Raw genomic sequence first — 13,547 nt, forward strand, 5'->3', positions numbered from 1 at the left:
GAGTGTTGATGGGTCAGCGCTGCATCACTGCGCGGTCCAGCCGCCGTCGATGACCAGCTCCGCGCCGGTCATGTAGCTGGAATCCTCGCTGGCGAGGAAAAATGCGGCCGACGCCAGTTCGCTCGGCTGCGCGAGGCGGCCGATGGGCGTGGCGCCGACGACGCCCGCGACGAGATCATCGGGCTTGTCGGCAAAGCCCTGGTCGACCCAGCGCTGGAAACCGGCCTTTAGCAGCGGCGTTTCGACGAAACCGGGGTGCAGCGAGTTGGCGCGGATCGGCGTCTTCTTCTGGGCGAACTCGATCGCGATGCCCTTGGTGAACAGGCGGACCGCGCCCTTGCTGGCGTTGTAGGCCGAGACCTCGTTCATGCCGACAAGGCCCATGATCGAGCTGACGTTGATGATCGAGGAACCGCCCCGGAAATCCTTGCCGCTTTCCGCCATGAGCGGAACGAAGTGCTTCGTACCGAGGAACACGCCGTCGACGTTGATCGACATGATCCGCCGCCAGCCTTCCATGCTGAGCGTCTCGACAGGGCCGGTGAGATCGATGCCGGCATTGTTGACGAGGACATGGCACTTGCCATGGCGCTCCTTGACGAGGGCGACCGCGCGCTCCCAATCCTCTTCCCTTGCGACGTTGGCGCTGATGTAGCTGGCAGCCTGGCCGAGGCGGGCCATGACGTCGCGCGCGGTATCGCTGGCTTCGGCGTCGAGGTCCGACAGGACGACTTCGGCGCCTTCGGCCAGGAAGCGCTCGGCGCAGGCGAGGCCGATGCCGCGAAGGCCGCCCGAGACGAAAGCGACGCGGCCCTTCAGGCGCTGTGCGGACAATTCCATGTTCTTCAGACCCCCATCATGCCGGCGGTGGTCGCGCCGTCGATCGCGTATTCGGCACCGGAGATGAACCCGGCCTCGTCGCTGGAAAGGTAGGCCACGAGACCGGCCACTTCGTTGAGCTGCGCCATGCGCTTCATCGGGGCCATGCCTTCGTACATGGCGCGGGCCGCTGCCGGATCGGGCTGGGCGTTCATGATCTGCTGGATCAGCGGGGTTTCCACCACGCCGGGCAGGATCGCGTTGACGCGGATGGCATAGCCCTGCTGGCCGCAATGGACAGCGGCAGACTTCGCCAGCGCGCAGACCGCGGCCTTGGTCACCGAATAAGTCACGTAGTTGCCGAGAGGGCGCGTGGCGTTCATCGAGGAGTTGATGACGATCGAGCCGCGCGGACCTTCGGGATTGCGCTTCATGCCCTTTATCGCGTTCTGCACGGTGAGCATGACGCCGGTCTGGTTGACCGCGACGACATTGTCCCAGCCCTCGATGGAAACGTCCTCGATGCTGCCATCGCCGCTTTCGGTGCCGGCATTGGCGAAGACGATGTCAAGGCGGCCTTCGGCGGCGATGATCTCGTCGATGAGGCCGGGCCAGCCCGCGGCATCCTGCACGCGCAGCTTGCGGAACACGGCGCCGGTTTCTGCGCAAAGCGCGGCGGCTGCCTCTTCCTTAGATCCGGTAAACCAGACCTTCGCGCCTTCCTGGGTCAACCGCGCGACGGTAGCCGCGCCGATGCCGGTGGTGCCGCCGGTGATGAGGGCGACCTTGCCTTCAAGCCTCTTGGACAATTGTTCTCTCCCGCGAGAATCCGCATGAAATTATGCATTGAGTGGTGACGCCGCGCGGCCAAGCGCGCAACCTATGCTTTCAGCAAGGTGACGCGCGCGCGAGGGACCGGCAAAACCGGCAGCAATGACTGAATTGTGGGTGAGGAATCGGAAAAATGGCTGACAGTGATCCGAACGTGGCCAAGGGTCATCAGGGCGGAAAGGCCCGCTGCGAAGCGATCAGCTGGCAGGAACTGCTGGCGCAGGATTCGCGCCCTGCCCCGGCGATGCTGACCGAGGAAAGCTACCAGTATCGCGGGTCCGAGCCGCTCGCGGCCGAACGCTATACCTCCGAAGATTTCGCCCGCCTCGAGCGCGAGCGGATGTGGCCGCATGTCTGGCAGTTTGCCGCGCGCGAGGAGGACATTCCCGAAGCCGGCGACTATACCGTGTTCGAGAACGCGGGCCGTTCGTGGCTGATCTCGCGCCAGGAAGACGGCAGCGTCAAGGCGATGCACAACGTGTGCCTCCATCGCGGACGCAAGCTGCGCACCGAGGACGGGACGGCGGACACCTTCACCTGCCCGTTCCACGGCTTTGCCTGGAACAAGGACGGCAGCTTTGCCGGAATGCCCTGTTCGTGGGACTTCAAGCACTTGTCGGCCGACAAGATGGCGCTGCCCGAGGCCGAGGTCGGCCGTTGGGGCGGCTACATCTTCCTGCGCGAGGAAAAGGGCGGGCCGAGCCTCGAGGAATACCTCGCCCCCCTGCCCGAGTTCTTCAAGCGCTGGCGCCACGAGGAATGCACCACGGTGATCTGGGTGGCCAAGGAAGTGCCGGCCAACTGGAAGGTGACCGCCGAGGCGTTCATGGAAGCCTGGCACACGGTCGTCACCCATCCGCAGCTCCTGCCCTTCACCGGCGATGCCAACGCGGCTTACTGGACCTATGGCGACAACGTGAACGTCAACCACGTTCCGTTCGGCATCATGAGCCCGCACGTCGACCCGAACGGCAAGACGCAGCAGTGGATCGTCGACGAGTTCTGCAAGTACAACGGGCGCAGCGCAGACAACTACGAGGCATCGGGCGATCCCTTCGCGGTGACCGTGCCCGAGGGCATGACGGCACGCGCCGCGCTGGGTGCGGCGATGCGCGCGGGCTATACCGCGCAGACCGGCTATGACCACGACCATGCCACCGATGCCGAGCTGCTGGACGGCCTCGTCTACAACGTGTTCCCGAACTTTGCGCCATGGGGCGGGTTCATGCCGAACATCGTCTATCGCTGGCGCCCCGGAAAGACGCCGGACACCTGCCTGATGGAAGTGCGCATCCTGGCCCGCGTGAAGAAGGGCGACCCGACGCCGCACGGCGTGCCGATGAAGCTGCTGACGCCAGAACAGCGCTGGACCGACGCGCCCGAGCTGGGCGTGCTGGGCCACGTTTTCGAGCAGGACATGGACAACCTGCCCTATGTGCAGGACGGCCTCCACGTATCCAAGACCGGCGAGGTGAACCTGGGCGACTACCAGGAAATCCGCATCCGCCAGTTCCACCAGACGCTGGACAAGTACCTGAACGGCGAACTGGGGGCGAAGAAGTGAGCGGAGAAGTCAGCGAGGAAGCCCGTCCTCCGCGGATCGACTGCGTCCTCGTCTGCGGCGGGGTATGGCATGACATGGACTTCGCGCGGCTGGAGCTGCTCAAGCTCCTTGCCGAAGACCCCGCCGTGCGCACCCGGGTGTTCGAGGACTACGAGAACATCGAGGCGATCCGCGCCGCCGACATCCTGATCACCTATACCTGCGACGTGACGCCATCGCTCACGGCGCAGGAAGCCCTGCGCGACTGGTTGCAGGCGGGCGGGCGCTGGTATGCGTTGCACGGCACCAATTCGGTGCTGCGCTTCCTGACCGAAGGGCCGAACAAGGACCTGTGGGATGCGCCGCGCTGGGCGCCGCTGATGATGGACCTGCTTGGCAGCCAGTTCATCAGCCACCCGCCGATCGCGCCATATACCGTGACCGTGGCCGACCCCGACCATCCGCTGGTGCGGGGCGTGGAGCCGTTCGAGACGACGGACGAGCTCTATCACATGGAATACCACGGCGACCTGCACGTGCTGCTGGAGACCGACTGCACGGTGGAGGGCACCGGCTTCGTCGAGGCGAAGGACGCCATCGGCAAGCACGCGGTCATGTACCTCAAGGACCATGGCAAGGGCGGCGTGCTCTACAACACGCTTGGACATTGCCGGGGGCACTACGACCTCCAGCCCATGCTCGACTGGTGGCCGACGGTGGACCGTTGCGCCTGGGATCTGCCGGTGTTCTACGACCTTCTTCGGCGCGGGATCGGCTGGCTCAAGGAGCGGCCGGCCAAAGGCTGACCAAAGGCACAGCGAAACGAAAAAGGCCGGGAGCGATCCCGGCCTTTCTTTCGGTTTGCCGTCAGGCCAGGACCCCGGCGTAGCGATCGAGCGCGACTTCGGGGCTTTCGGGCCAGCGCGACAGGACCAGCAGGCGCTTGTGGCCGTGGCCGATGAACAGTTCGTCCGTCACGCCCATTCCGCCGTGGAACTGGATCATCTCGTGACCGAGTTCGACCGAGGCCGGGGCGACGAAGGCGCGCAGGCCGTGGACGGCGGAGGCGAATGCGTCCGACCCTTGCGAGACCATGGCAAGATTGAGCAGGGCCCGCGCCTGTTCGATGGCAGCATACTGGGCCGACATGCGGTGCTGGATCGCCTGGAAGCTGCCCAGCGACACGCCGAACTGCCGGCGCGTGCGCAGGTAATCGAGCGTGGCGTCGAACAGGAGCTGCATGATCCCGATCGCTTCGGCCGAGCGGGCCAGCGAGGCGAGAAGGTCGTTCTCCCGCACGTCCGCCAGCGAGCCGACGAGGCGGGTGGCGGGCGCCGCATCGAGCGTGAGCGTGACCGCGATCGACCCGTCGGCCATGCGCCAGGGATTGACCGCGACGCCGGGCGCGTTCGCTTCGACCAGGAAAAGGGCGATGCCGGCCTCGTCGGTCGCGCTGCCGCTTTCACGGGCGGTAACGATGAAGGCATCGACCCCCGCCCCCGCCGGCACACACGACTTCACGCCGCAGAGCGAACCGTCGGTGCGAACCGCGCATTCGACGAAAGTGAGGCCGCCACGCGCGCCGTGTTCGGCGTGGGCCAGCGCGACCCGGCGCGTGCCCATCGCGAGGGATTCCATCCACCCTTCGGCAAGATCGGCCGGCGCGACGCGTTCCAGCAGGCGCGCGGCGACGAGGATGTTCTCGGTCAGGGGTTCGACCACGAGGCCGCGACCCAGCGCTTCAAATACCGTCGCGATTGCCGTCGCATCAAGCGAAAGGCCGCCACTCTCCATCGAAAGCGGCGCGGCGACGAGGCCAAGTTCGGCCAGCAGCGACCACATCGCGGGCGAAAACCCGTTGGGATCGGCCAGGTAGCCGCGGCGGCGATCAAGATCGTAATGGTCGTCGACGAAGCGCTCGGCCAGGGCCTTCAGCATTTCCTCGTCTTCGTTCAGGTCGAAATTCACGTCCCTCTCCTCGGACCCGACCTCTACCATTGTCGAAGGCGACGCCACGCTGCGCAAAAGACTAGGCATTTGGGCCAATACCGTCGTTGTTTCATGGGCCTATGACCGGTATGTCATGTCCATAAGGACAGGAGAGGAAACGCAGTGCAGCTTTCGGTGGAATCCATCGACTCGGTCAGGATCAGCGGGCCACAGGACGTGCGCCGCGCGGCCGAGGCGCTGCACCAGATCGCCCTTGCCGCAGGAATGCGCGCCGCGCCCGCCCACGACATTGCCGACAAGCGCACGCCGGTCGACGCGGACGGCAACATCCTCGCGCGCGACGTGTTCGGATGGAACGACGAGAAGGTGTGGTGGCGCAACTCGCGCATCGCGCTCGACTCGCCCCTCACCTCGGCCTGCCGCTTCGAAAGCGAGCCCTTCTGGGTCAACGCCAACGGGTTCCACACCCGCCAGCCCAACCATTACCTGACCGCCATCGACCTCACCAACTTCGAGACGCGGGCCATGACGCGCGCCGCCATCGTGGTGCCGGTGCACCTGCCGTTCGGCCAGATCGGCGCGGTCAGCTTCAACCCGCTCGACCCGGACCTGACCGAGCTCGACGACATCTTCCTCGAGAACGGCGACGCCTTCGGGATCTATGGCCGCACCTTCATCGCCAGCTATGTCCACGCGATGGGTTCGGTCCAGGCGCTGCCGCCGGGCTCGCGCCTGTCGAAGCGCGAGGTGGAGTGCCTGCGCTGGGCCGCGATCGGCAAGACCGACCTCGAGATCAGCATGATCATGGGCCGCAGCCGCGCCACCGTGCGATTCCACATCCACAACGCATCGATGAAGCTGAACGCGGTGAACCGCAGCCAGACCGTCTTCAAGGCGGCGCAGCTCGGATACATCTCGCTCGCCACCTGACGCCCACCCAAGGGAGAAGCCATGTCGCAAAAGCCGTTCGATCCCGTCGCCGCCTGGCAGGACATGGTCCAGAAGTGGGAGCAGGAGATCAACGGCTGGTCGGGCAAGCTGACGGAAAGCGAGCAGTTTTCCGCGCTGATGGGACAGGCCACCAAGGTCCAGCTCGTAGCCCAGCGCGCCTTTTCAGAACAGATGGAAGGCCTGCTCCGCAACCTCAACCTGCCCAGCAAGAGCCAGGTCGAGGCGCTGTCGGAGCGGATCGACGGGCTGGAGGATTCGATCGACCGGGTAAGGCTGGCGATAGAAGCACTGGCCGCGAAATCCGCCGCCGCCCCCACCCCGCCCGAGCCGCGCCGCACCAGGAAGCCGCCGCAGGCCAAGGGCTGACATGGCGGAGTCCGATCCGCTTTCCCCCGAAGCCGTGGCCGAGCGCGTCCGCCGCGAGGTGGACCGCGCGCTCAAGCGCAACATCAAGGGCCTGGAATTCCTCGCCGCGCCCCGCCAGGAAGTGGGCGCGATGGAGAAGGAGCTGGTCCACCGCGAGGGGACCGCACTGCTCTATCGCTATCGCCCGGTGGTGGACGAGATCTACCGCCTGCCGCTGCTGATCGTCTCGCCGCCGAGCAACAAGGGCTATATATTCGACCTCGCACCCGGGCAGAGCATGGTCGAGTACCTGCTGAACCGGGGCTATGACGTGTTCAACCTCGACTGGGCGCCGCCTCGCCGCGACGAGGCGCACCTCGGCCTGGCCGACTACGTCGACCGCTTCATCCCGGACAGCCTCGCGAAGATCGCCGAGATCACCGGCGAAGAGGAAGCGAGCCTTGCCGGCTATTGCATGGGCGGCACGCTGGCGACGATCCACGCCGCGCTTCATGCCGGGAATGGGGTCAGGAACCTTGTCCTGTTCGCGACGCCTGTCGATTTCACCCACATGCACCTGTTCCAGAAGTGGTCCGACAAGCGTCACTTCGACGTGGACGAGGTTGTCGACAAGCTGGGCGTGATCCCTCCCGAGATCATGCTGGGCGCATTCGACCTGGCCCGCCCGGCCAACCGCACGGCGGGCCGGATGCACCTGTGGACCAACATGTGGAACGACGAGTTCGTCCGTTCCTATCGCATGTTCGACCGCTGGGCCGCCGAGACGCTGCCGGTGCCGGGCGAATATTTCCGCGAGCAGATCAAGCACCTGATGTGGGACAACGCGCTGGCATCGGGCACGCTGGAGGTAGGCGGGCGCAAGGCCGATCTCGCGAACATAGCTGTTCCCATCCTCAACGTGGTGGCGCAGCACGACCATATCGTCAGCCACGAGGCTACGCAGCCGCTCAAGCTGCTGACATCGAGCGACGATTACGAGGAAATCGTTTCCAAGGGCGGCCACGTGAGCCTTGTTGCCGGCCCTTCGGCGCTGAAAAGACTCTGGCCGCTGATCGACGGCTGGCTTGGCAAGAGGTCCGTGTGATGCCCGATACGCTTACCTATCCCCGCACCGTGACGGCCGGCGCGCGGACGATAACGCTGCGCCTGATGGAGCGCGACGACGCCCCGGCGCTTGTCGCCTTTGCCGAGGCGCTGCCGCCGCACGACCTGCTGTTCCTGCTGCGCGACATCCGCAATCCCAAGGTCGTGGCGGCGTGGATCGAACAGGTGGAGCGCGGGCAGATCCGCAGCCTGGTGGCGCTGGAGGACGGGCGGATCGTCGGCTGCACCGCGCTGGCCCGCGACGAACTGAGCTGGTCGCCGCACGTTGCCGATATCCGCATGCTGATCTCGCCCGCGATGCGCGGCACGGGGTTCGGGCGGGTGCTGGCGCAGGAATGCGTGGCGATGGGCATGGCCGACGGCGAATCCAAGCTGACCGCGCGCCTGACGCCCGATCAGGGCGCCGCGCTGAAAGTGTTCGAGGACCTGGGCTTCCTGCCCGAAGCGCTGCTGCGCAACCACGTGCGCGATGCGCAGGGCGAGCTGCACGACATCGCGATCATGGCGCTCGACCTCGAGCGGCAGGGCGGGATGAAGGCGCTTTACGGGATGGGGTGAGCCGTCTCGGGGGACGAAGAAGAAGAAGAAGAAGAAGAAGAAGAAGCCTTACCCCGGGTCGAGCCCGGGGTGACGCAGGGTTCGGCGTTTACGGCCCTCCGCCCCCGTCAGGGATAGAACGCGGCGAAGCATCCCTTGGGGTCGAACTTGCGCCACTGGCCTTCGGGCTGGGCGAGCCGGTCGGCCACGGCCCAGAACACGCCGGGGTTGGCGACGAAGCCGAAGTGGCTGCAATGCACCTCGATGTTCTCGGTCCTGTCGTCGGTCTCGCTCACGCAGTTCTCCCAGGCGGTGATGCCATCCGTGCGGGAAAATATCGCGGTCGAGGGGACGGGCAGCGGGTGATGGCCCCTGGCATAGCGGGCAGCGGACTTTTCGGACGACGCCTTGTTGCCGGTCAGCAGTTCGTAGAGCGAGGTGAGGCTGGTCGCGCGCGGATTGCCGGTGAAGGGGCTGCCGAGGGTGACCACCTGACGCAGGCCGCCATGATCGCGCCGCGCCGCCTCGCGCGCGATGACCCCGCCAAGGCTCCACCCGACAAGGCTGACCTTGCGGCCGGTCTCGGCAGCGATGGCATCGATGCGCGCGGCAAGGTGTTCGCCGTTCTCGCCCGCCGAATGCTGGTCGAGATTCCAGCCAAGGTCCCACGGGAAGACCTGGTAGCCGAGCCTAGCGAGGAACGAGCGCAGCAGCACGGTCATCGTGTCGTTGGTGGCGAAGCCGGGCAGGACCATGACCGGGTGCCCATCGCCCTGCGGCGCCTTGGCCAGCATGGGCCAGGCGAGCGCCAGCAACGCCGTCTCGCTGAGAAAACGGGGGGTCTCCAGCATGGTCCAGCCAAGCTGGGGGCGGCGGATTTCGGGAGTGGTTTGCGCGGCGGCGTTCAAGCGTTCATCCCTTGCGATCCTCGAGGATCAGGTTCCCGGCACGATAACCGAGGGCCATGGCCGGCGCGTTGGTGTTGCCGGTGATGTGTCCGGGCATGACCGAACAATCGACGACGCGCAAGCCATCGACCCCGCGCACCCTGAGGCGCGGATCGACCACCGCGCGCTGGTCCGAGCCCATGCGGCAGGAGCCTATGGCATGGAGGCCGCAACTGGCGAGGTGGCGGAAAGCGTCGAGAATGGCCTCGTCGCTTTCGACCGCGGCGCCCGGTATCATTTCCTCTCCCACCACCTCGGCAAGCGGCGCGGTGCGCACGAAACGGCGCATGGCGCGAACCATGGCGACGGCGGACTTGCGGTCGTGTTCGGTCGAGAGCCAGTTGGGCAGGATCACGGGCGCGGTTGCGGCATCCGGGCCGGCGGCGCGAACCGACGCCTCGCTGGTCAGGCGCAGGAGCTGGCCGTAGATCGTCATGCCGGGGCGCGAGGAGATCTTGTCGAGCGGCACCGGGTTGCCATCGTCCGAGACTTCGAAGGTATAGCCGCCAAGATAGAGCTGGGCATCGACGCGGCCATCGGGATGGGCGACGTTGCAGAAGGCGCCGACCTCGAACGGACCGGTCGCCATGATGCCGCCGCGCGTCAGGGCATAGCGCAGGACTGCCGCGACCAGGCCCGGCCCCCGCAGCAAGCCGCCGGTACCGCGCTCGCCGACGAGGCGGTGGGGCATGGAAAAACCGAGATGCTCGACCAGGCGTTCGCCCACGTCGGGCGACTGGACCAGAGGTTCGATCCCGACGGCGCGAAGGCGGGCGCCATCGCCGATGCCCGAGCGCTGGAGCAGGAGCGGGCTTTCCATCGCGCCGCCGCTGACGATTACCTCGCCCGCGCAATCGAACCGGGTGAGGACGCCGTTGACGCGCGCCTCCACCGCGACCGCGCGGCCATCGCGTGTCACGACGCGTTCGGCAATCGCGCCGGTCACGACCCTGACGTTGGCGCGGCGGCGCGCCGCGGCGAGGAAGGTGCGGCCCGAGCTTTGGCGGCGGCCCTTCCGGATATTGTGGCTGTAGAGGCCGACACGCGGACCGCCGCGTTCGTTGAGATCGGCCACGCGGGCCATGCCACAGGACTCGCCCGCCGCGATCATGCGATCGGCCAGCGGATAGGTGTAGATTGCCGGATCGACGTGGACGAGGCCGCCGCTGCCGCGCATCGGGCCGGGACCGGCGGCGTGATCCTCGAGCGCGAGGAAGGCCTCGGTCATGGCAGCGCCATTCCAGCCGGTGGCGCCGGCCTGCTCCCACGCATCATAGTCGGCCGGCTCGCCCCGGCTCCAGATCATGCCGTTGACGGCGGACGAACCGCCAAGACCCTTGCCCCTGATCCAGACCTCGTTCGCGGGCATCCCCGCCGCGCGGGGCTGAGCGACCGGATAGGCCCAGATGTGGTCGGGATTGGTGACGAGCCTGGCCACACCCTTGGGCAGGGTCACCCAGAAACCGTCGTTCTCGCCGCCCGCCTCGAGCACGAGCACGCGGTGGCGGCCATCGGCGCTCAGCCTTTCGGCCACGACGCATCCGGCGGAGCCCGCGCCGACGACGATGTAATCCCAGCCCTGTTCCATGGCGAATGCCCCCCCTCCTGCGGCGACATTGGCACACTGGTAAAAGGGACAACCCTAGCGTTTTGCAGAGTCGGCAAAGTGGCATCCGGGGTGGCTTATGGGAAACAGCAGGATTCGATTGGAACGGGAGAGCAATGCGCGTCATCGCCGAAGGGCTGTTTACGGACGGGAATCCGCCGCATTTGATCGGCGGACGCGAACGCGAGAGCGGGCGCGTGGTCTTTCCGTGCCCGCCCGGAGACCGCTACGAGCCCGTCGCGCTTTCGCGCACCGGCACGCTCTGGTCCTATACCATCCAGCGCTACCGCCCGAAATCGCCGCCCTACGCCGGGCCGGAAGCCTTCCGTCCGTGGCCGGTGGGCTATGTCGAACTGCCGGGCGAAGTGATCGTCGAGGCGCGGCTGGCCAATGTCGCCTTCGAGGACATCCGCATCGGGATGCCGCTTGAACTGACGCTGGTCCCGCTCGATCCCGACGCGGCCGAACCGGTGATGATCCACGCATTCCAGCCAATCGAAGGAGCCGGAGCATGAGCGGCGACGTCTGCATCGTCGGCATCGGCATCCACCCGTTCGGGCGCACCGACGGGCTATCGGGGCTGGAGCAGGGCGTCTTTGCCGTGCGCCAGGCACTGGGAGATGCCGGAATCGAGTGGGGCGACGTCCAGTTCGCCTATGGCAGCTCGGATTCCGCCGGCAACCCCGACACGATGGTCGACCGGCTGGGCCTTACGGGCATGCAGTTCATCAACGTGCGCAACGGGTGCGCTGCGGGCGGATCGGCGCTGTTCTCGGCGCAGATGGCGATCAAGAGCGGCGAGTTCGACATCGGCCTTGCCGTCGGCTTCGACAAACATCCGCGCGGCGCGTTCAATGCCATGCCGAGCGAGTACAACCTGCCCGACTGGTACGGCGAGGCGGGCTACATGATCACCACGCAGTTCTTCGCGAACAAGATCATGCGCTACATGCACGATCACGGCATCAGCCAGCAGACGCTGGGCCGGGTGGCGGAAAAGGCTTTCCGCAACGCGGTGCATGCCGATCACGCCTGGCGGCGCGAGCCGGTGGACCTCGAGACGATCCTCGAGGCGCCGCTGGTTTCCGACCCCTATACCAAGTACATGTTCTGCTCGCCCGCCGAAGGCGGCGTCGCGCTGATCCTGGCGAGCGAAAAGAAGGCGCGCGAACTGGGCAAGCCGCTGGTCCGCCTGAAGGCCGCGACGATGCGCACCCGGCCGCCCAAGTCGTTCGAGGTCTTCGCACCCTCGATCGATATCGGCGGCGGCAAGGCGACCGCGACCCAGATCGCCAGCGCCGACGCGTTCCGCATGGCCGGCATCGGGCCCGGCGACATCGCAGTCGCCCAGCTCCAGGATACCGAGGCCGGCGCCGAGATCATGCACATGGCCGAGAACGGCTTCTGCAAGGACGGCGAGCAGGAGCGCTGGCTGGCCGAAGGGCTGACCGAGGTGGGCGGCAAGCTGCCGGTCAACACCGACGGCGGCTGCCTTGCCTGCGGCGAACCCATCGGCGCTTCGGGCCTGCGACAGGTCTACGAGAACGTCGTGCAACTTCGCGGGGACGGCGGCGGGCGCCAGGTGCCCGGCAATCCCAAGACCGCATACAGCCACGTCTATGGCGCCCCGGGCGTCTCTGCCGTGACCATTCTGGAACGCTGACAAAGACTTATGGACATCGAACTTTCCCCCGAAGACCAGGCCTTCCGCGACGAGGTTCGCGCGTTCCTGGCCGCGAACCTCCCCCGCGAGGTGATCGACGGCGCGGCCTCGTCGCCGACGGTCTTCGTCGAGCCGGACATCGGCCAGCGCTGGAACGCGATCCTCGCGGCCAAAGGCTGGCTGGCCTACCAGTGGCCGAAGGAAGCGGGCGGCACGGGCTGGAGCCCGGTGCAGCGCTACATCTTCGAGAAGGAATGCGCGCTGGCCGGCGCGCCCAACCTGACGGTGCTCGGGCTCAAGCTGGTGGCGCCGGTGATCTACACCTTCGGCACGCCGGAGCAGAAGGCCAAGTACCTGCCGCGCATCCTTTCGGGCGAGGACTACTGGTGCCAGGGCTTTTCCGAGCCGGGCAGCGGATCTGACCTTGCCAGCCTGCAGTGCCGCGCCACGCTGTCCGAGGACGGCACGCACTACAAGCTCAACGGATCGAAGATCTGGACAACCCATGCGCACTGGGCGAACCGCATGTTCGCACTGGTCCGCACCGACGCGACGGTCAAGAAGCAGGCGGGCATCTCGTTCGTGCTGGTCGACATGAACCAGCCGGGCGTCTCGGTGCGACCATTGCTGACGCTGGCGGGCGACCATGAGGTGAACCAGGTCTTCCTCGAGGACGCCATCGTTCCGGTCGAGGACCGCATCGGCGAGGAAGGCGACGGGTGGAAGCTCGCCAAGTTCCTGCTCGAGAACGAGCGCGGCGGCTCCTGCCATTCGCCCAAGCTGGAATACGACCTGGGCCAGATCGAGAAGGACGCCGCCGCCGAGCCAGACGGGCGCGGCGGACGCCTGGCCGACGATGCCGACTGGAAGCGCCGTGTGGCCAAGGTGCGCCTCGGCATCCAGAGCCTCGAGATGATCGAGCTGAAGATCCTGTCGGAAGTGGCCAAGGGCCGTCCGCCGGGGCCGCAGACCTCGCTGTGCAAGCTGCTGGCATCGAACCTGCGCCAGGACGTCGACCTGCTGGCGGTGGATCTCTATGGCACGGCGGGCCTCCAGCTCGACTTCGCGCGGCCGTTCTATGGCGACAACGCCCCGGCCGCGATCCATTCCAGGGGTGCGCAAGTCGCATCGGCACGGTACCTCAACAGCCGTGCGTGGACCATTTTCGGCGGAACCAACGAAGTGCAGGCGGGCATCATCGCGCGCACTGTGCTGGGACTATAAGGAAGC

Annotated in this window: 14 protein-coding genes; 9 read left to right on the forward strand and 5 right to left on the reverse strand. The window is 66.7% G+C overall.

Annotated elements, in window-relative coordinates:
- Positions 1-24: 24 nt before the first annotated feature.
- Positions 25-840 (reverse strand): SDR family NAD(P)-dependent oxidoreductase, encoded by an 816-nt coding sequence (locus tag SARO_RS18595; protein ID WP_011906791.1) that lies wholly within the window; start codon positions 838-840, stop codon positions 25-27.
- 5 nt (positions 841-845) lie between these two features.
- Positions 846-1,628: an SDR family NAD(P)-dependent oxidoreductase gene (locus SARO_RS18600; protein ID WP_011906792.1), complete on the reverse strand. Its 783-nt coding sequence runs from the start codon at positions 1,626-1,628 to the stop codon at positions 846-848.
- A 155-nt stretch (positions 1,629-1,783) separates the two neighbouring features.
- Between SARO_RS18600 and SARO_RS18605 the strand changes: the two genes are divergently transcribed.
- The gene (locus tag SARO_RS18605; protein ID WP_011906793.1) at positions 1,784-3,214 is read left to right on the forward strand and encodes an aromatic ring-hydroxylating oxygenase subunit alpha; all 1,431 of its coding nucleotides are present in this window, start codon (positions 1,784-1,786) and stop codon (positions 3,212-3,214) included.
- Positions 3,211-3,999 carry a ThuA domain-containing protein gene (locus tag SARO_RS18610; RefSeq protein WP_011906794.1) on the forward strand — a complete coding sequence of 263 codons (789 nt, stop codon included), beginning with the start codon at positions 3,211-3,213 and terminating at the stop codon, positions 3,997-3,999. The genes SARO_RS18605 and SARO_RS18610 overlap by 4 nt, the downstream gene beginning before the upstream one ends.
- Before the next feature lie 61 nt (positions 4,000-4,060).
- On the opposite strand, the gene SARO_RS18615 is transcribed toward SARO_RS18610, so the two are convergent.
- A complete protein-coding gene (locus SARO_RS18615) occupies positions 4,061-5,161 on the reverse strand; it encodes an acyl-CoA dehydrogenase family protein (protein WP_041551715.1) in 1,101 nt (366 codons plus the stop codon).
- Between the two features lie 144 nt (positions 5,162-5,305).
- Between SARO_RS18615 and SARO_RS18620 the strand changes: the two genes are divergently transcribed.
- The 4 genes from SARO_RS18620 to SARO_RS18635 are packed head-to-tail and all read left to right on the forward strand — an operon-like array spanning position 5,306 to position 8,122.
- The gene (locus tag SARO_RS18620; RefSeq protein ID WP_011906796.1) at positions 5,306-6,073 is read left to right on the forward strand and encodes a helix-turn-helix transcriptional regulator; all 768 of its coding nucleotides are present in this window, start codon (positions 5,306-5,308) and stop codon (positions 6,071-6,073) included.
- Positions 6,074-6,094: 21 nt separating this feature from the next.
- On the forward strand, positions 6,095-6,460 hold the full coding sequence (locus SARO_RS18625; protein WP_011906797.1) for a poly(R)-hydroxyalkanoic acid synthase subunit PhaE: 366 nt from the start codon (positions 6,095-6,097) through the stop codon (positions 6,458-6,460).
- Between the two features lies 1 nt (position 6,461).
- Positions 6,462-7,544 (forward strand): alpha/beta fold hydrolase, encoded by a 1,083-nt coding sequence (locus SARO_RS18630; protein WP_011906798.1) that lies wholly within the window; start codon positions 6,462-6,464, stop codon positions 7,542-7,544.
- The gene (locus tag SARO_RS18635) at positions 7,544-8,122 is read left to right on the forward strand and encodes a GNAT family N-acetyltransferase (RefSeq protein WP_011906799.1); all 579 of its coding nucleotides are present in this window, start codon (positions 7,544-7,546) and stop codon (positions 8,120-8,122) included. The genes SARO_RS18630 and SARO_RS18635 overlap by 1 nt, the downstream gene beginning before the upstream one ends.
- 107 nt (positions 8,123-8,229) lie before the next feature.
- On the opposite strand, the gene SARO_RS18640 is transcribed toward SARO_RS18635, so the two are convergent.
- Together SARO_RS18640 and SARO_RS18645 are read right to left on the reverse strand one after the other, a co-directional pair.
- Positions 8,230-9,009: an esterase/lipase family protein gene (locus SARO_RS18640; RefSeq protein WP_011906800.1), complete on the reverse strand. Its 780-nt coding sequence runs from the start codon at positions 9,007-9,009 to the stop codon at positions 8,230-8,232.
- Positions 9,010-9,013: 4 nt separating this feature from the next.
- Positions 9,014-10,636 (reverse strand): GMC family oxidoreductase, encoded by a 1,623-nt coding sequence (locus SARO_RS18645; protein ID WP_011906801.1) that lies wholly within the window; start codon positions 10,634-10,636, stop codon positions 9,014-9,016.
- 134 nt (positions 10,637-10,770) lie between these two features.
- Here SARO_RS18645 and SARO_RS18650 point away from each other — a divergent pair, with 134 nt between their 5' ends.
- The 3 genes from SARO_RS18650 to SARO_RS18660 are packed head-to-tail and all read left to right on the forward strand — an operon-like array spanning position 10,771 to position 13,541.
- Positions 10,771-11,169: a Zn-ribbon domain-containing OB-fold protein gene (locus SARO_RS18650; protein WP_011906802.1), complete on the forward strand. Its 399-nt coding sequence runs from the start codon at positions 10,771-10,773 to the stop codon at positions 11,167-11,169.
- Positions 11,166-12,317: a thiolase family protein gene (locus SARO_RS18655; protein ID WP_011906803.1), complete on the forward strand. Its 1,152-nt coding sequence runs from the start codon at positions 11,166-11,168 to the stop codon at positions 12,315-12,317. Before SARO_RS18650 ends, SARO_RS18655 begins: the two co-directional genes overlap by 4 nt.
- Positions 12,318-12,326: 9 nt before the next feature.
- Complete coding sequence (locus SARO_RS18660) at positions 12,327-13,541, forward strand: acyl-CoA dehydrogenase family protein (RefSeq protein ID WP_011906804.1); 1,215 nt, start codon at positions 12,327-12,329, stop codon at positions 13,539-13,541.
- The last annotated feature ends 6 nt before the right edge of the window (positions 13,542-13,547 follow it).

Source organism: Novosphingobium aromaticivorans DSM 12444 (assembly GCF_000013325.1).
GTDB lineage: Bacteria > Pseudomonadota > Alphaproteobacteria > Sphingomonadales > Sphingomonadaceae > Novosphingobium > Novosphingobium aromaticivorans.

What these genes read in the sequence shown, in the direction of transcription:
- SARO_RS18595 (WP_011906791.1), bottom strand. Translation starts at nt 840, where the DNA reads ATGGAATTGTCCGCACAGCGCCTGAAGGGCCGCGTCGCTTTCGTCTCG.
- SARO_RS18605 (WP_011906793.1), top strand. Translation starts at nt 1,784, where the DNA reads ATGGCTGACAGTGATCCGAACGTGGCCAAGGGTCATCAGGGCGGAAAG.
- SARO_RS18625 (WP_011906797.1), top strand. Translation starts at nt 6,095, where the DNA reads ATGTCGCAAAAGCCGTTCGATCCCGTCGCCGCCTGGCAGGACATGGTC.
- SARO_RS18630 (WP_011906798.1), top strand. Translation starts at nt 6,462, where the DNA reads ATGGCGGAGTCCGATCCGCTTTCCCCCGAAGCCGTGGCCGAGCGCGTC.
- SARO_RS18635 (WP_011906799.1), top strand. Translation starts at nt 7,544, where the DNA reads ATGCCCGATACGCTTACCTATCCCCGCACCGTGACGGCCGGCGCGCGG.
- SARO_RS18645 (WP_011906801.1), bottom strand. Translation starts at nt 10,636, where the DNA reads ATGGAACAGGGCTGGGATTACATCGTCGTCGGCGCGGGCTCCGCCGGA.
- SARO_RS18650 (WP_011906802.1), top strand. Translation starts at nt 10,771, where the DNA reads ATGCGCGTCATCGCCGAAGGGCTGTTTACGGACGGGAATCCGCCGCAT.
- SARO_RS18655 (WP_011906803.1), top strand. Translation starts at nt 11,166, where the DNA reads ATGAGCGGCGACGTCTGCATCGTCGGCATCGGCATCCACCCGTTCGGG.
- SARO_RS18660 (WP_011906804.1), top strand. Translation starts at nt 12,327, where the DNA reads ATGGACATCGAACTTTCCCCCGAAGACCAGGCCTTCCGCGACGAGGTT.